Annotated in this window: 15 protein-coding genes and 1 pseudogene; 5 read left to right on the top strand and 11 right to left on the bottom strand. The window is 64.3% G+C overall.

The features are described from left to right. Positions 1-43: 43 nt before the first annotated feature. From QI450_RS16845 to QI450_RS16835, 3 genes are all read left to right on the top strand, one after another. Positions 44-1,120, top strand: a complete 1,077-nt coding sequence (locus QI450_RS16845; protein ID WP_226773469.1) for an extracellular solute-binding protein — start codon at positions 44-46, stop codon at positions 1,118-1,120. Positions 1,121-1,453: 333 nt separating this feature from the next. Beyond that, the gene (locus QI450_RS16840; protein ID WP_226773468.1) at positions 1,454-2,386 is read left to right on the top strand and encodes an ATP-binding cassette domain-containing protein; all 933 of its coding nucleotides are present in this window, start codon (positions 1,454-1,456) and stop codon (positions 2,384-2,386) included. Positions 2,387-2,391: 5 nt separating this feature from the next. Then, a complete protein-coding gene (locus QI450_RS16835) occupies positions 2,392-3,687 on the top strand; it encodes an ABC transporter permease (protein ID WP_226773467.1) in 1,296 nt (431 codons plus the stop codon). An 81-nt stretch (positions 3,688-3,768) separates the two neighbouring features. On the opposite strand, the gene QI450_RS16830 is transcribed toward QI450_RS16835, so the two are convergent. Then, a complete protein-coding gene (locus QI450_RS16830) occupies positions 3,769-4,353 on the bottom strand; it encodes a sigma-70 family RNA polymerase sigma factor (protein WP_226773466.1) in 585 nt (194 codons plus the stop codon). A 213-nt stretch (positions 4,354-4,566) separates the two neighbouring features. On the opposite strand from QI450_RS16830, the gene QI450_RS16825 reads away from it, so the two are divergent. After that, positions 4,567-5,223 carry a TetR/AcrR family transcriptional regulator gene (locus QI450_RS16825; protein ID WP_226773465.1) on the top strand — a complete coding sequence of 219 codons (657 nt, stop codon included), beginning with the start codon at positions 4,567-4,569 and terminating at the stop codon, positions 5,221-5,223. A 78-nt stretch (positions 5,224-5,301) separates the two neighbouring features. Further along, positions 5,302-6,659 (top strand): annotated as a pseudogene (locus QI450_RS16820) (IS1380 family transposase); the annotation flags it as partial. A gap of 508 nt (positions 6,660-7,167) precedes the next feature. Here QI450_RS16820 and QI450_RS18145 read toward each other — a convergent pair. From QI450_RS18145 to QI450_RS16775, 10 genes are all read right to left on the bottom strand, one after another. Continuing rightward, positions 7,168-7,578: a hypothetical protein gene (locus QI450_RS18145; RefSeq protein WP_309485667.1), complete on the bottom strand. Its 411-nt coding sequence runs from the start codon at positions 7,576-7,578 to the stop codon at positions 7,168-7,170. Beyond that, positions 7,575-8,096 carry a type I phosphomannose isomerase catalytic subunit gene (locus QI450_RS18140; protein ID WP_309485666.1) on the bottom strand — a complete coding sequence of 174 codons (522 nt, stop codon included), beginning with the start codon at positions 8,094-8,096 and terminating at the stop codon, positions 7,575-7,577. The genes QI450_RS18145 and QI450_RS18140 overlap by 4 nt, the downstream gene beginning before the upstream one ends. Positions 8,097-8,449: 353 nt before the next feature. Next, positions 8,450-9,625 (bottom strand): ROK family protein, encoded by a 1,176-nt coding sequence (locus QI450_RS16810; RefSeq protein ID WP_226773464.1) that lies wholly within the window; start codon positions 9,623-9,625, stop codon positions 8,450-8,452. Between the two features lie 79 nt (positions 9,626-9,704). Next, entirely contained in the window at positions 9,705-10,604 is a 900-nt protein-coding gene (locus tag QI450_RS16805) for a BadF/BadG/BcrA/BcrD ATPase family protein (protein WP_226773463.1), read from the bottom strand. Then, complete coding sequence (locus QI450_RS16800) at positions 10,601-11,737, bottom strand: glycerate kinase (protein WP_226773462.1); 1,137 nt, start codon at positions 11,735-11,737, stop codon at positions 10,601-10,603. The genes QI450_RS16805 and QI450_RS16800 overlap by 4 nt, the downstream gene beginning before the upstream one ends. After that, positions 11,734-13,074: a glycogen debranching protein gene (locus QI450_RS16795; RefSeq protein WP_226773461.1), complete on the bottom strand. Its 1,341-nt coding sequence runs from the start codon at positions 13,072-13,074 to the stop codon at positions 11,734-11,736. The genes QI450_RS16800 and QI450_RS16795 overlap by 4 nt, the downstream gene beginning before the upstream one ends. Next, positions 13,071-14,153, bottom strand: coding sequence for an ABC transporter ATP-binding protein (locus tag QI450_RS16790; RefSeq protein WP_226773460.1), 1,083 nt, complete (start codon positions 14,151-14,153; stop codon positions 13,071-13,073). The genes QI450_RS16795 and QI450_RS16790 overlap by 4 nt, the downstream gene beginning before the upstream one ends. A gap of 51 nt (positions 14,154-14,204) precedes the next feature. Further along, positions 14,205-15,047 carry a carbohydrate ABC transporter permease gene (locus tag QI450_RS16785; RefSeq protein ID WP_226773459.1) on the bottom strand — a complete coding sequence of 281 codons (843 nt, stop codon included), beginning with the start codon at positions 15,045-15,047 and terminating at the stop codon, positions 14,205-14,207. Then, positions 15,044-15,940, bottom strand: a complete 897-nt coding sequence (locus QI450_RS16780) for a sugar ABC transporter permease (RefSeq protein WP_226773458.1) — start codon at positions 15,938-15,940, stop codon at positions 15,044-15,046. Before QI450_RS16780 ends, QI450_RS16785 begins: the two co-directional genes overlap by 4 nt. Further along, complete coding sequence (locus QI450_RS16775) at positions 15,940-17,289, bottom strand: ABC transporter substrate-binding protein (protein WP_226773457.1); 1,350 nt, start codon at positions 17,287-17,289, stop codon at positions 15,940-15,942. The genes QI450_RS16780 and QI450_RS16775 overlap by 1 nt, the downstream gene beginning before the upstream one ends. Between the last annotated feature and the right edge of the window lie 41 nt (positions 17,290-17,330).

Here is a 17,330-nt window from a genome sequence, read left to right as displayed (position 1 = left end):
GCTTCGGGGAATGACCTGGGAACATGCCCGAGGATACGATTGCATGGTCAGCGCGTCCGAGATGTACGCGAAAACAGCGGGCGTTGTTGTTGACTGGCAATATCGGTCCCTCCAGTCATTCGCCGATGCGCCGCTGGAGGAACTTTCACGACACTTTGATCTGTTGGTCATCGATCACCCACATATTCCATTGGCAGCCAGTCAAGGGGCACTTGCCCGTTTGGACGGGGCGGGATTCGATGAGGAGCTTTCAAGGCTTGCCGCCCAGTCAGCGGGGGCCTCCCACTCAAGTTATGAGTACGGAGGCCATCAGTATGGACTTGCAAGTGATGCCGCAACACAAGTGGCAGTTCGTCGACCCGATCTCCTCAGGGATGCCCCTGATGATTGGGAAGCCGTGATGAGGTTGGCAAAACAGGGGAAGGTCCTGTGGGCGGCAAAGCCCATTGACTCGTATTCAAGCCTTATCACCATCGCCGCCAACAACGGCGCTCCTGCGTTTGCTACACCTGGAACCTTTCTTCGTCCGGACGACGGATTCGAAGCGCTGGATCGTATGCACGAACTCGCGGCCCTCGTTCCGGAATTTTGTTTCGAGGCCAATCCAATAGATGTCGCAGAGGCGATGTGCCGGAGCGATGAATGGTGCTATTCGCCGCTGGCATTTGGGTATACAAACTACTCCCGTCGGGGATACCGGGAAGTACGGCTCGCATACTCGGACATTCCTGCAGGTCGCGAAGGTGTCCGGGGTTCACTCCTTGGTGGCGCGGGCATCGCCGTTTCAGCGTACAGCAGCTATGCGGACGAGGCTCGTGCCTTTGCGTTCTGGGTATCGTCCGCCGATACCCAGAACGGAGTCTACTTCCGGTCAGGTGGTCAACCCGGGAATTCCTCCGCGTGGGACAACGAAGAATTAAATTCGCAGACACTGGACTTCTTCAAAGGAACGAAATCAACGATGGAAGGCGCCTACATGCGTCCACGGCTGCCCGCGTATGTCGCTTTCCAGGACACCGTCTCGCCGTGGGTGACGCAGGCGCTCCGAGGAGAAATTTCAGATCAACAACTCATCACATCAATGAACATGGAAGCAGCGAGAATGAGCGATAGCCGTTAGGGCGATGCTTCCGGGCCGCCAGCAGTGGGGTTTCTCAGGTTGAACGCACGCAAGTCGACAAATCAAGATGAAGGGGAACCCATTTCGGCTTCCCCTTCATCTGTCACTTGGGTGAGGTCCATGGCTACCTCACCCAAAGGCGGCAAGCATCAGGGAAGGGCGAGGCAGCGCACCGCACCGCACCGCACCGCACCGCAAGGTGAAGGTAGGTTCCAGCCCCCTCGATTAACCAGCCGGCGCGGATCGCGCTGGCCGATTCGCCGGTTTGCCACTCGGCAATTAGGCCCCGCGTCGCTAATCAGCCCGGGCATCTGGCCGGTTAGAGTGGTGTGCATGACGCTGGGGGACACGGCCACCGAGCCGCTGGTACACATCAAAGATTTTAGGATGGATTTCGGGGACACTACGGTCATCAAAGACCTCTCCTTCGATGTCCGCGCCGGGGAAACTTTTGGCTTCCTGGGCAGCAACGGATCCGGTAAGACCACCACCTTGCGGGCCCTGCTGGGGATTTACCAGCCGACGGCGGGGACGCTCCACATCGGTGGCAGGCCGTTCACCCCCGAAGACGGGGCCCGGCTCGGTTATCTGCCCGAAGAGCGCGGCCTGTACAAAAAAGAGTCCGTCATGGACGTTATGGTCTACTTTGGCCAGCTCAAAGGCCTGGACAAAACGCACGCCAAGGCCTGGTCCCGGGAGTACCTGGACCGGGTTGAACTTGCCGACAAGGCCGGTATGCGGCTGGACAAGCTCTCTGGCGGCCAGCAGCAAAAAATCCAGCTCGGTGTGACAATCATGAACCAGCCCGAGCTGCTGATCCTGGACGAACCGACTAAGGGGTTTGACCCGGTAAACCGGAACCTGCTGATGGACATCATCGAGGAACAGAAGCTCGCCGGTGCGACGGTCATTATGGTGACCCACCAAATGGAAGAAGTCGAACGGCTATGCCAGCGGGTTATCCTGCTCAAGGACGGTACCGCACGCGCCTACGGCACCGTCGCGGAAGTTCAGGACGAATTCGGCGGGACCCATTACCGGCTCTCCTACAACGGCACCCTGCCGCCGTCGGCCCTGTTCGACGTCGTATCCGACACCGGGTCCGACGCCGAACTCTCCCCCCGCCCCGGCGGCGACGAAGCCGCCGTGTTGCGCGAGCTGATCGGCCGGGGTGTGGCCGTGCGGTCCTTCACGACGGCGCGAACGTCGCTGGACGAAGTCTTCATTAAGGTCTACGGCGAGAACCACAACATGGCGGAGGCCTGAACCCCATGGCAGGACAATCCCCAAAGCAGCGAACCACCCCGGCGCCCGTCAGCCCGAAACGGCCGTTCGCCAGGCATAACCTGGGCACCGTTGTCGGTTTCGAATTCAACCGCACCATGAAAAAGCGCGGCTTCTGGATCGCGACCCTGGCCATCCCCGTGGTGCTGGCAATCGTGTTCGCACTGGTCTACCTGAGCAATACCTCCACGGCCGCCAGCGAAGACGCGCAGCGGAACGCCACCGTGGCCTTCACCTACACAGACGACTCCGGACTCATTGCCCCGGACATAGCCACCGCCATGGGTGGCAGGGCCGAGGCGGACCCGGACAAGGCCCTGCAAAACGTCAAGAGCGGGGTGTCGGAGGCGTACTTCGCCTACCCTGCGCAGCCGGCCACCGAGCCGGTAAAGGTCTATGGCACCGACCAAGGAATTTTCGAAAACGGTAAATACGACGCCGTTGCCAAACAGCTCCTGACCGCCTCGGCCCAGGGGGCAGTGGGCTCCCCGCAACTAACCGCCGCGGCCAGCGGCAATGTAAAAACCGAAACACAAACCTTCAAGAACGGCCAGCCAACCGGCGGCTTCGGCTCCGCGATCCCGCCGCTGATGTTCCTGCTGATCTTTTACATCTCCATCATTCTGCTCTCCAACCAGATGCTCAACAGCACATTGGAAGAAAAGGAGAACCGGGTCACTGAGATGATCCTGACAACGCTGAACCCCACCACCTTGATCATTGGCAAAGTCATTGCCCTGTTTATGGTGGGCCTGGTCCAGATTTTGGTCTTCCTTACGCCAATCGCCACCGGCTACCTCTTCTTCCGCGACAAACTTGCCCTCCCGGACCTGGATCTGTCCAGCATTTCATTTGAACCCGGAACCATTATTGTTGGCGCACTGCTCCTGGTGGGCGGCTTCACTGTTTTTACCGGCGTCCTGGTCGCGATCGGCGCGATCATGCCTACCGCCAAGGATGCCGGCACCATCTTCGGGCCGCTTATGGCGCTGATTTTCATCCCGTTCTATGCGATCAGCCTGATCATCTCCGATCCGGGCGCGGTCATCGTGCAGATCTTCACCTACTTCCCGCTTTCAGCGCCGGTCACCGCCATGCTCCGCAACGCTTTTGGCACCCTCAGCCCCGCAGAATCCGTGATCGTTATTGCCGAGCTCTACATCACCGGCTTCCTCATCCTCCGCCTTGCGGTCCACTTGTTCCGCTACGGATCCATCCAGTACTCGGGCAAGCTCTCCATTGCAGGGACCTTCCGCAAACGCAGGACATCCGACGGAAAATGACTCAGACCCGCCGGAGGGCCGATTGTTATGCCACCTGGGCCCGTCCGGCACGCGAGGAAACAGGTTTCGCGAGCTGCGCCGCTAGGCGGGTTCGAGCTGCGTCCTGAGCCGGTTCAGGCCGTCCCTGATCCTGGACTTGATGGTGGAAAGGGGCACCTTCAGCTCCTCAGCGATTTCCCGGTAGCTGAGCGCTCCGAAGTAGGCGAGGACGATCGATTCACGCTGAAGGGCTGAGAGGCAGGCCAGCGACGCGATGAGGAACCGGGCGTCCATCTTCTCCGTCACAGCCTCGAGGACCACGTCGTAGGCGCCGGGCGCACTCGTGGCCCAGCGGTGATCGCGGTTGCGGCTGCTCTGACTGGACCGGACCTTGTCAACGGCCCGCCGGTGCGCAATGGTCATCAACCACGCTGTCGGGGTCCCCATGGCCGGTTGGTACTTCGCCGCGTCCTGCCAGACCACAAGGAACACCTCCTGGACCACCTCTTCGCTGAGCTCACGGTCGACGACCACCCGCTGCACCAGTCCCGAGACCTTGCGGGCGGTTTGACCGTAGAACTCGCTGAATGCCAGGTGATCGCCCTGGGCCGTGCGCAGGAGCAGACTGACAAGGAAGTCCCGGGCCTGTTCGGGCCTCGAAGATACATCTTGCTCTAAAAGATTCATGGCGCCTTCAGGTATCGGCCCGGCAACGACGAGCGGGATGAGGGGTACGCGCAGACCGCTGGCCATAACGCCCTGCTCTCGGCACTGACAGTCACAACAAGCCCGGCCCGGAATGCTCCGGACCGATGAAGAACGCTCGTTCTCACGTCATAGGGTTTACCATAGAGAACGATCGTTATCTAGGCAAGCGGCGCGCCCGAGGAGGTAGTTGCGATGACCACAACAGAACGCGGGCGGCCCGCCCAGCGGGCTGCGGAACGACCGGACGATGACGCATCCCGGGAGAAAGTAATTGCCGCCGCCGCAGTGCTTTTTTATGCCCGGGGCTTTACTGCCGTGGGAATGGACGAACTCCGGACCGAATCGGGCGTCCCGCTCAAGCGCCTTTACCGCTTGTTTCCGTCCAAGGAAGCCATTGTGGAAGAAGTCCTGTTCGCCTGGGAGCGTATGTGGACGTCCGGGGTGACGGCGCAGGTTGAATCGACCCAGGCGCCCCGCGAGCGACTGCTGGCTGTCTACGACTTCCTGGCCAGCTGGTTCACTTCCGAGGGATTCCGGGGGTGCGCCTTTATCAACTCCTTTGGGGAAGTAGGCGGTGCCTCCGGAAATATCACCGACATCGTCAGAAAGCAGAAGAAACACTTCCAGGACTATCTGGCTGAACTGGCGGACGACCTCGGCGCCCCCGCATCGCTGGCCCCGCAACTGGCCATCCTTGCTGAAGGCGCCATCACCACTGCGGCAATAGCCGCCAGCGCCGAGCCCGCGCGCCAGGCCCGGGCGGCGGCGGAGATCCTGATCGACGTTGCGCTCCAGGACACCCCCCAGCCCGGGGTTTTCATGAGGGTGGGGCCTGTCGGGTGTGTTTAAGCGACGAAAGGTGCTTCTGAGCTGGGAAAATAGTGTTGTTGACGCACTGTTCTACCGGCTGAAAGAAGCACCTTTCTGATGTCCAAGATTACCGGAGTTTTCCCGTCGCTTCCTGTCGCCACGACGGGCCAGTCGCTGGTCTCCCATGCCGGGCTGAACGTGGTGACTTCCTTTGTTGACGCCCTTGGGTTCCGGGGCTTGTGCGAGGACCGTTTGGGCCAGTTCGTCCCCTCCGGGGCCCGGCATCGGCCCGGCACGATCCTGGGCTCGTTGGCAGTCATGCTCGCCGGCGGCGGGGAACACGTCTCCGATCTGGACATCCTGCGCACCGGAACCGGCGTCTTCGGAAAGGTCGCCTCGAACGCGACAATCTCGCGGTTCTTTGAGCGGACCGTGACCAACCCGGAGGTCTTCACCTACGGTTTCGCCACGCTGACGCGGGAACTGAGCTCCCGGGCGTGGGAAGCTGCCGGGGACCGGAACCCGGCGTTGAAGGCCACGGCCCTGGACCCGCTCATCATCGACCTGGACGCCACGCTCGTGAGCTCCCACAGTGACAAGGACCAGGCGCACGGCACCTACAAGGGCGGTTATGGCTTCGCCCCTTTCATTGCCAGCGTCGATTACGGGGCGGGCAACGGGACCGGGGAGATCCTGGCCGCGGTGATGCGTCCGGGCAATGCCGGGGCCAACAGCGCAGAGGACCACATCAAGGTATTCACCTAGGCCATCGAACAGCTCCCCGACGATTTCTACGACGAGCACGGAGAGCTCATCGGGGAGAAGGTGCTGGTGCGTACCGACAGCGCCGGGGCGTCCCGGAAATTCCTGCATTACCTCGCATCACTGGGCGTGCAGTTCACGGCGTCCTACCCGGTACCGGTGCTCAAAGCCCCTATGGTCGGTAGGATCAACGACAAAAAGTACTGGCAGCCGGCCTTGGACCAGAACGGGAAGGAACGCGCCGACGCATGGGTTATCAACGCCACCGAGATCCTCGGGCTCACCGACTACCCGGCGGGGACAAACCTGTATCTGCGGGCCGAACCTCTCCACCCCGGGGCGCAGTCGACCTTGCTCGATGCAGACGGACACCGGATCACCGCTTTCCTGACAATCTCACCGCGCTGGCACGGACCCACCCTGGATGCCCTGCACCGGGCCCGGGGACGGTGTGAGAACCGGATCAAAACCCTGAAGAACACCGGACTCGGGAAGCTGCCGTTCTTCGATTTCCCCGCCAACCAGGCCTGGGCCACCATCGCCGCCCTGGCCATGAACCTGGTCTCCTGGCTCCAACTCACCGCGCTGCCAACCGGCCACAAGGCCCGCGGCTGGGACATCAAACGCTGGCGTTAGCGGCTCTTCGCCACCGCCGGGAAATCATCACCCGGGCCCGGCAGAGCAGGCTACTGATCCCCGACAAAGCACCGGAAACCGGCACGATCACCACCCTCCTGGCCGGCATCGCCGAGCTAAAAACAGCCGCCGACACCGGGTCCTGCTGGCCTGAACACCGGACGGCCAGCCCCAACAACGACCAGCACGACCCATCGGAATACGTGGAACCCGACGCCCAACCAGCGACAACAGGCCCCATCCGCACGTCCAAAACAGCAAAAACAGCCGGACCTGAAATTAGCCTCGGCCCTGAACCCCAACCCGACCATCATGAAAAATTCGGGCTAGACCGTGGATCCCGGTCCCTGCTTCCAGGGTCCTGCAGGGAGGACCACCACCGGACGCGCATGCCCAAACCGAAATGGTTTGATCTTTGCCGGAGCATCGATGACCACACAGCTTTGATGGCCCGGCCGCGGGCAGCAGACGTCGCCGGCGTTAGCGCAGGATTAATTCCACAGGGAACACTGGCCTGGCGGGCCTGGCATTTTGGTGCCCCTCTTCAAACGACGAGCTGCCACGAGATCCCTAGCTCAGGTTTGGTCAATACCAACGGCTTGAGGATATTTGTGGGCTGGAGAGCGCCTTTGTTGCAACGTAAATCTCCCCGCCGGGGGCGACTGTCAGCTGCGATTCGTCGGGTGTCACGAAAAGGAAATCTCCCTGTGCCAGGGTGGAGAGTGACTTGTCACCGCGGAACTTTGTTTTACCCTTGATGCACCCGACGATGGCAGGTCCTTCAAGCTTGAGAGCAGATTGAGTGCCCGTGGATATGCGGATCTGGCGGAAATCGGTGATATCCGGCTCGAACGACTCGGTTCCGTCGGATGCGGTCGGCGGCGTCAGGTAGGGAATTGGCATCGGGTCGCATGTGAGCACATCCAGGAGTTCCGGGATGTCTATGTGTTTGGGTGTCAATCCGCCGCGGAGCACGTTGTCAGAGGCGGCCGTCACTTCAACTGCGACCCCTTGCAGGTAGGCATGGATGTTGCCGGCCGGCAGATACAGCGCCTCACCGCGCCTGAGGGTGACGCGAGAGCTTCGAACGTCTCGCTGAGGGCGTAGATCACTTCGGGCTTATGCTGGACGTCCTTGTAGTTTCGGTGTGCCGCGTCAAGCGGTATGCCGGCAGCGTTCTCGCGGGCGAACCCGGTCACGGCTTGCTCCCGCGTCGGGTGGGCTTGGAGGGACAAGGGTGCATCGGCGGCCAGGATTTTCAGGAGGAAGCCCAGCCGTGCCTCCCCGCTGTCAGTGCCAAGCGCAGTGACCGGGTCTGCGGCGATCCAGTGATCGAGGGTCGTGGCGCCATTGGCAAGGTCCTGGTCAAGTATCTGTGCAGGAGATCCTGGATGGTCTCCCAGCCATAGTTCCGCCTCGGGACTGCCGGATGCCTGACGGCCCAGCAATCCGCTGATTGCCGTCAACGAGCCCCACTCATAGTTCCGGGGCTCGTTGGTGATTGGAAGAAACACGGGGTATACCTTTCATGGAGTCGCCCCGGGCTATGGGCTGGCCCAGGTTGGTTGGGTGGGCTGAGGAGAGGGGGCAATCTTGGTGTCATCCGGCGGTGAGTTGGTCTGACTCGGCTCGGCAGGAACCGGTGGGCAGGGTTCCCCGCGTGCTGGGGAGGGCTTTTTTGTGGGCGTTTCGCTGTGAGGCGTAGTCCGTGAAAGCCGTCGCGGTCAGGTCTCCGGTTGGTCAGGAGGGGGCTGATGGCCTGGGATCAGTTCCGTGGGAGCAGCCCGGAACGAGATGTCCTATTTCATGACTTTGGACTGCACGCGATAGGCCAGAGGTGCCTAGGATCGTGGCTTGTTGTTGCCTGCTAGTTGATCGGGTAATCGACAATTAACAAGTCGATGGCGTCGGGCGCGAAGACTTTCCGCATCACGAGTCGGGTGAGTCCATCTACCGCGGCGTGATCGCCGGTCGCCCCAGCGACGACCAACAGGCCTTCTGCGATACGTTCAACGACGTCCTTGAGCACTCTGGAGCGGACCCGCTCTGCGAAGTACGGAATGGTACCGATTGTGCCGCCGAGCACCAGCCTGTTCGGGTTGACTGTCGTGACAGTCGCTGCCAAGGCGCCGCCGAGAACCTCTGCTGCGGAGAGCAGCTGTGCTTCGACGTCGGGCTGGCCCTGTTCGGCCGCACGGGCGATTTCGTCCAGGCTCGTCATGCCCTGACTGTTGAGCCGGTCGATGAGCGAGCTGCCGGAGCTGAAGGTGGCCAGGCAGCCGCGGCGTCCGCACCGGCACAGCGGCCCGTCGGAGGCGACGTGGATATGGCCGATGTCCCCGGCGGCGCCGTGAGCGCCGCGAAGAATGGTCCCGTCGACGACGATTCCGCAGCCGATGCCGGTGGCGACTTTGACGTAGACGGTGGTCTCGTTCTCGGTGGTGCATTCGCCCAGGGCACCGGCCCGGGCGTCGTTTTCGACCACAATGGGAACCTGCCACTGGCTGGATACGGAGGTCACCACGGCATCCGGTTCCCACTCGGGGATCGTGGTCGGGTGGACGACATATCCGGTGCCGGCGTCCACGGGAGCCGGCACGCTCACTCCGATACCGATCAGGGTTTCCCCGGTGCCGGCGTCGAGGAGTTCGGTGCCGATCCGGATGAGCGGCTGAAGGACGGTGTCTTCGGGTGCGTTGATCCGGTGCTCCACCGAGCGTGACCTGAGCTGCCGGCCGTTGGTGTCGGATACCGCGACGGTCGCGTGGGTTTGGCCCAGCGCGAAGGACAGGACCACACGGCCGCGGTCCTCGAAGCGGATTTTGCGGGAGCGCCGGCCCCCGGTTGCTTCCATGCTCTCGGCCTCGTAGATCAGATTCCGGCGCAGCAGCGTCTCCAGCCGCTCATAAAGGGTGGCGCGGGACATGCCGGTGCTGGCCAAGAGCTGCTGGCGCGACATACCGCCGGTGGCCCGGATCAGGTCCAACAGATGGCCGTGCGAGGTCGCGCCGCTGAGCCTGGCGGGTACTCGTTCGATTGTCATTGGTCCTCCTGTCCGGCTGATCATCCTACCGGCCGTCCTGTTGTTCTCCCGCTGCACCGCGGGACCGCGGCGGCCTCGGTCACGCCATGGCCCTGTCCCGGGCGAGCTGCAGGACTCCGAAGACGGGCTCCTGCGCCAGCACCCGGATGTCGGTGAGTCCCCGGTCCTCAAGGTGCCTCGTGATGCTTTGCTGGAAGGTCGGCTGGTTGGTCACCAGGCCGCCGCCGAGCACGACGGGACCGGTGATGCCGATCCGGGCGGCCACGGCGGCCGCCTGTTCAGCCAAGTGCCGGGCCCCGGCGTCGATGATGGCGAGGCTGGGGCCGTGGCCGGCGTTGGCGGCGTCGAAGACCAAGCGCGAGGCGTCGGCCCAGTAGTGGCGTCCGGCGGTGCCGTGGAACAGGCTGATCAGTTGCTCCGGGGAGGCGAGACCACAGTAATCGAGCAGCTCACGGGTGAGCGGATCGATGTCCTGTCCGCGGTTGGTGCGGTCAAGGCTGTGCCGCACCGCTTCGCGGCCGAACCAGTAGCCGCTGCCTTCATCCCCGAGGAGGTAGCCCCAGCCGCCGGCGCGTCCGGTCTGCCCGGCGGCGTTGGTTCCCCACGCAGCGGAGCCGGTTCCGGAAATGATGGCGATCCCGGTGTCCGTGCCGCCGGCCGCGAGGATGAGCCGGGTGTCGTGGATGACGGTGACGTCGGCGCGCGGGGCGTGGGGGGCGATGAGTCGGCGGAGTTGCTCGGCGTCGGCTTCGGTGTCGATGCCGCCGGCCCCGACGAAGACGGCGTCGGCGTCGGCCGCTCCGAGGCCTGAGAGGAGTTCGCCAAGCCGCCGGGCCGCTTCCTCCAGCGTGACGTTCTGAACGTTGGCGCTGCCCGTGGACCGGTCATCGGTGACGGCGCCGTCGACGATCCGGATGCCGCGGGTCTTGGTACCGCCGATGTCGAGTCCGATGATGGTCCCTTGGTGTGTGTCGGTCATAGCCAGTCCTCCGCGATCCTCTTGGTTGTGGTCTGCAGGATGTCCGCAGCTTCTTCGATGCACGCGCGGACGTCCTGCCTGGTGTCTGTCAGGGCGTACGCCTGGGCGATGCCAATGCCCTCAAGTTGGTCGGGTGTGAGTTTGCGTTGTCCGCAGACGGCGATCACCGGTACGCCGGCTGCCCGTGCGGCCAGCGCCACGCCAGCTGCCGCTTTGCCGCTCAGCGTCTGGACATCGAGGGAGCCTTCGCCGGTGATGACGAGGTCGCGGTCGGTCAATCCCGTAATGATGTCGTCGAGTCCGGAAAGCCGCATCACCACCTCGACGCCGGGGTGCTGCTTAGCGTCTAGCACCGCCATGGCGGCATAGCCGAGTCCGCCAGCAGCGCCGGATCCCGGCCGGAGCTCGGTGTCCGGAGCTATGCCCGGGGTCCGGCCCAGAACCCCGGCGAAGCGGGACAATCCGCCGTCCAGCTGCGCGACGTCGGCGGCCGTGGCCCCTTTCTGCGGGCCGTAAACGGCTGCCGCGCCTTGGGGTCCCACCAGGACGTTGTCCACATCGGACGCCAGGATGAAATGACAGCCGGACAGACGCGGATCCAGCGAGGACTGGTCGACGGCGGCGAGGCCGCTCAGGGCACCGCCCCCGGGTGGAAGTTCCCTGCCATCGTCGGCACGCAGGGACATCCCCAACGCCTGGAGGAAGCCGGCCCCGCCGTCGGTGCAGGCACTGCCGCCGACTGCGAGGACGATGGTCGTGGCCCCGGCGTCGAGCGCGGCGAGGACGAGTTCGCCGGTGCCGTAGCTGCTGGCTGTCAGGGGCTCCAGGACACCGCCAGGCAGCCGTTCCAGCCCGGACGCCTGGGCCATCTCCACGACCGCGGTCCCGCTGGGCCGGTCGAGGGCGAACACTGCGGTCAAGGGGGCGCCGGTGGGTCCGCTGACCTTGGCCTCGATTTCCTCGTAGCCGGCGGCACCGGCAGCGGCGACGGTGCCGTCGCCGCCGTCGGCGATGGGGACCGAGACGATGTCCAGCCCGGGCCGGGCCCGGAGCAGCCCGGACCGGAGGCTGTCGCAGACCTCGGCTGCGGTGAGGGAGCCCTTGAACTTGTCGCAGGCAATGAGGACGGTCATCTTGCGGCGCCGATCCATTCCAGGGCGGCGGCAGCCGTCCACGCCTGGTTCAGGCTGCCCAGGGGTTCGCCGGTGAAGGGCTCGTAGTATTCACCGAACTTCAGGTCCGCGAGTTGGCGCAGGGACGCGGACTTGAGCGTCTCGTATAGTTCGTTCTGCCCGTCGCGCTTCGCCGCCCAGCCGAGCAGCAGATTCAGGAACGGCCAGACGGGGCCGCGCCAGTAGGTCCGGGAACGGAAGGCAGGGCTTGCCGGCGATGTGGACGGCGGCAGGGGGAACCGCATGTCCGGGTATCCCATCCAGTCCGGGCCCTGGAGCAGGTTCCGCTGAACGGCCATGGTCGCGGGCTCGCCGCCGGCGACGAGGGCTGCGAAGCCGGACACCGTCTGGGTCGAGATCCACTCTCCGGCCAGGACGTCGTAGTCGCGGGCCAGCCCGGTCTCCGGGTCAATACTGGACGCGACACCGTTCCGGAACCGCACGGCGTAGCCGCGCAGCTCCGCGGCGTCCTCCGGGCGGCCGATCTCGTCGGCCAGGTCAGCGAGGACGTCGGAGGACGCGGCCATGATGCCGGAGAAGAAGACGTCCCTGACCCGGAAGTCGATGATGTCCTGGACGGCACGGTCGTCGAAATCGACGGATGCCATCTGCTGGACTAGCCACAGATACTTGGTGTACTCGGCGTCATCGGGGCGTTCGCTGACATCGGCGACGTGGAGGGTGTCGCGCCGGGTGAACGGCTCGACCGTCCCGGGGTTGATCCGGGAGTAGGGGCCGTCCCAGCGGGGGGAGTTATCGAACCCTGATTCCCAGCCGTGGTGGATCTCAATGAGGCCCACCCCTTCCGGGTCCCGGACCTCGGCGAGCCAGCGGTGCCACGCCAGCCAGCCGTCGAAGGATTCGGACAGGAAGGCCTCGGCCGCTTCCTGGTCCGCCCCGCCGTTTTCCCGGCCGCGGTCCACAATGTGCCGCACGGCGATGGCGTGGACGGGAGGCTGGCAGATGCCGCTGCTCTTGAACGCCTCGGGGCGTGCCGCCGCGGAAGCGGTGCCCCAGCGGTCAAAGCCCGGGAAGTAGCCGGCGGAGTTTTCGCTGAAGACGATGTGCGGGATCATGCCGGTGGACCACTGGGCGGCCTGCAGGGTTTTGAGTTCGGTGATCGCCCGAGCCACGTCGTAGCGGGCGAGCCCGATGGCGACGAAGGCTGCGTCCCAGCTCCACATGTGCGGGTACAGGTTGGGTGCGGCGCTGGTCATGGTGCCGAGGTCGTTGAGCTTCAGGACATCAATGGCGGACTGGCGCAGTTCCTCGACGCCGATGCGGGTTGCGGTGTTCACTTGGCCTCCAGTGCCATGGACGTCGCGCCGTCGTAGAAGCGCATGGTGTTCGGGGAAAAGGTGAGCCAGATTATCTGGTGCGGCGCTGTCCGGAACGTCGGCGGCGCCTGGACCTTGATGTCCTGGCCGTCGACGTCGACCGTCAGGAGCACCGAGGAGCCCATCGGTTCAACGACCAACACGGTGGCCGGGACGTCGCCGGAGGCCCGGTCCGTGGCCACCCCGATGTTTTCGGCGCGGACGCCGAGGACGATGTCGGCGTTGGCGAAGGAGCGCAGCATCGAGGGGGCGTGCAGGTTCTGGTCGCCGACGCGCAGCGCGTCACCGCCGCCGTTGACGGCGGCGCTGATGAAGTTCATGGGCGGAGAACCGATGAATCCGCCGACGAACTTGTCCGCCGGGGCATCGTAGACGTCCAAGGGGTCACCGAGCTGGGCGATGCGGCCCTTGCGCATGACGGCAACCCGGTCGCCCAGGGACAAGGCCTCGCTCTGGTCGTGCGTGACGTAGACGGTGGTGGTTCCGAGGTCCTTGACGATCTTCTTCAATTCGGACCGGAACGTCAGGCGGAGCAGGGCGTCCAGGTTGGAGAGCGGCTCATCCATCAAGAGGACGTCGGCATCCATCACAATGGCCCGGGCCACCGCGACGCGCTGGCGCTGGCCGCCGGAGAGCTGGGCTGGAAGCCGGTCCAGGTACGGGGTGAGCTGCAGCAGCTCGGCGGCCCACTGGACCTTGCGCTCGATTTCCTTGGCGTCGACCTTGGCCATCTGCAGACCGAAGCCGATGTTGTACCGGACCTTGCGGTGCGGGAACACGGCGTAGGACTGGAACACCATGGACATGTTGCGCTTGTTCGGCGGCAGGTAGGTGACGTCGCGGCCACCGACCGAGATCGAGCCGGAGTCCGGGAGTTCCAGTCCGGCCAGCATCCGCAGCAGGGTGGTCTTGCCGCAGCCGGAGGGGCCCAGCAGGACGGTGAAGTCGCCGTCCTTGATGTCCAGGGAGACATCGTCCGTGGCGCGGTCGGTGCCGCCGGGGTAGGTCTTGACGAGGTTGGAGATGGAGATATCAGCCATGATCGGCTCCTTCTAAGGTGTTTCCGGGAAGTGTTGGGGGAGGACGGAGCATCAGCGGATCGTGGAGCCCCACATGTTGGTCAGATACCGCCGCATGAAGGCGATGAAAATGATCGAGGGGATGACGAGCGCGAAGCCGCCGGCGAAACGGTAGGCCAGGGGTGAATCCGACAGCGATGTCAGAACCTGGGCCGGTAGCGTGCGGTGGTCCAGTGTCAGGATGGAGGCACCCAGCACTTCGTTCCAGGACATCACGAAGGTGAAGATCGATGCCGCCGCCAGTCCGGGCAGTGCCATCGGCATCACCACCCGGGCGAAGGCACCGAACGGGCTGCAGCCGAAGATGCGCGCGGCCTCTTCCACATCGACCGGGACGCTGAGGAACACGCTGGCCGAGATCAGGATGGTGGTGGGCAGGGCCAGCGAGGTGTGGAGCAGGATGACGCCGTAGGTCGTGTCATAGATGCCGGTGGTCAGGAACAGCTTCGCGAGGGGAACTGAGAGGACCACGATCGGCAGGGCGCGGGTGAACAGCAGGAACAGCTGGTAGGGCTCTTTGCCGGGAAACGCGAACCGGGCCAGGGCATACCCGCCCGGGACGCCGATGAGCGATGAGAAGAGCAGGGTGCCCACGCCGACGATGACGGAGTTGCCCAGAGCACCGAAGATTCCGGTGGAGGACAGGAACGCGTTGAGGGTGTCAAAGGAGATGCTGGTGGGCAGCAGGCTCAGCGGGAACTCGTTGAGGGATTCGCGCGTCGAGAGTGCCGCCAGCGAGATCAGGTAGATCGGGACCAGCATAAACAGTGAGATGGTGACGCAGGCGATCTGCAGGTAAACCCGGTGCCGGCGCTGCCGCTGGAGGGGTGCTGTGTCTACGGTGGGGGTGCTCATCGTGTGCCTCCCTGCCCTTTCTCGCGGAGTGCCCGCAGGTAGAAGATGGAGGTCAGCATCGACGCGACGAGGATGACCAGCGCCAACGCCGCGGCGACATTCGGGTTCTGCAGGGCCGTGTACCAGCGGTAGGTTTCGCCGACGACGAGGGGGAAGTTCTGCCCCGTGAGTGCCTGGGCGACGGCGAACGTCTGGAACGCCAGGATGGTGCGGAGAATCAGCGCCACCTGCAGGCTGGGCTTCAGGAGCGGGAGAGTCACGTGACGCAGGCGCTGCCAGAAGGTGGCGCCGAAGACCTGGGCGGCCTCGTCGTAGTCCTTCGGGATGCCCTGCATGCCGGAGACGACAATCACCAGGACCAGTGAGGTGGAGCGCCAGACTTCGGCAATGAGGACGCAGAGAAAGAGTGTCGCCTGGTTGTCGTAGGCGAGCCAGGAAATGCCTTCGATGCCGATTCCCTGCAGGAAAGAGTTCAGGTAGCCGCGGTCGTTGAAGATGGACAGCCACACCAGGCCGGCGGCCAGGTCACTGAGCGCCAACGGAATGGCCCAGACAAAGAAGTGCAGCTTGTTCAGCCGCGGGTTGGACCGCAGAAGCAGGGCCATGGCGATGGCAATTCCGAATTGGAGCGGGATCATGACCGCAATCAGCAGGACCGTGTTCCGCACTGCGGGCCAGAAGTACGGATCCTCGACCATCCGGTTCACGTACTGGAGGGTGAATCCCTGCTCGTTCTGGAAGGCCTGCAGGACGCCCTGGATAAGCGGCCAGCCGAGCAGCAGCGTCATAAAAACAATGGACGGGCCGATCAGCCAGATGGCCGGCGGCACACGGCGGGGCCGTGGCGGGGCTGAGACTGAAGCCGGACTGACCGGCGGGGACTGGACGGTCACTACGCTACCTCGCATTTCGTACCGGGTGAAACGGGATCGGGAGCCCAGCAGGGCACATCCAGCGCGTTGAGGATGGTGTTGAGCTGGGCGGCCTGGCGGTCCAGGGTGGACTGGACAGGGGAGCCGTTGAGGCAGATCTCCTGGAAACAGTTCTTGAAGATCTGGGAGACTTCCCCGTCCTTGGACCCGAGCCCGACGGGCGGCAGGGCCAGGAGGGCCCCGGGCGATCGCTGCTGGAGGCGGACGGCAGCCGCTTCGAGGGCGACGGCGCCCCTGAGGTCGGTGGGCAGTTCTGTCTGGACCACGGGGAAGAACGCGTTGCTGCGCAGGGTTTCAATCTGCGTGACAGGTTCGGAGAGTCCGCGGACGGCCTGTTCGGCCCGCTCACGTTCGCGCCCGCCCTTGGGCAGCGCGACGCCAGCGACGATCAGCATGTAGCCGCGGCCCTGCGGTCCCCGCGGGGCCGGAACCATCAGCCAGTCATCCGGCTTGTCGGCCGGCGCGCCCACGAGCCGGGCGACGTGGTCCCAGGCCACAAGCACTTCGCCGCGGGCCAGGGGTTCCTGCATCGCGTCGTAGTTGGTGGATGCCGGGGCCATGTTGTCCCACAGCTCGCGCATGTAGTTCCAGGCCGTGACGGCGTCAGGGTTCCGGAACGTGGTGATCTGGCCGCCGGTGAAGCTGGGGAGCAGGAACCCCTGGTAGAAGCGGTGGTGCAGGCCCTTGGGGCCGGCTGGCATACCGAACACCGGACGGCCGGCACCCTGCTTGGCTGCCTTGGCCCAGGCCAGGAAGTCCTCATAGCTGAGGTCGTTGACGTCCACGCCGCTGGGCAGCCATTCGAGGGCTTTTTTGTTGACGGCCACCACATACGTTGCCTGCATCCAGGGAACGTATTTGGAGGTGGTGCCGCCGACTTTCGTCAGTTCGAGGATGTCCTTGCCGAAGCCGCGCCCGGCCAGGTCGCGGATCAGGGGATCGACGTCCTCGAGCGAGTCGGCGAGCGGGGCCAGGTCACCGTGCAGGCCGCCCAGGAGGGAGAGGCTGACGTTGCCCGAATCAACCTGGGACCGAACGGTCGAGGCGAAGACCCCGGCGTCGACCGGGTTGTAGGCCACGGGGACCTTGAGAAATTTCTTGAGAACAGCTTCGTAGCGCTGTTTTTCCTCGACGGGCGTGAACTGGGTCGAGAGGAATCCGACGGTGCCCTCACCGGCGGCCGCGCCGCTGGTATCGAAGCCGGCACAGGCGGAGAGGAAGGGCAGGGACATGGCGGTTCCGAGTCCCGCGAGGAGGAGGCTTCGTCGTGAAGGCTGGCTCTGCGGGGGGTGCAAGTAGTTCTGGTTCATTGACTGCTCCAATCAGGTGCGCGCCGCTGCAGCACCTTCTG

It is taken from the genome of Arthrobacter sp. EM1 (genome assembly GCF_029964055.1).
GTDB lineage: Bacteria > Actinomycetota > Actinomycetes > Actinomycetales > Micrococcaceae > Arthrobacter.
The sequence above is the reverse complement of the archived record's forward strand: the minus strand, read 5'-3'. Positions and strand labels throughout refer to the sequence as shown.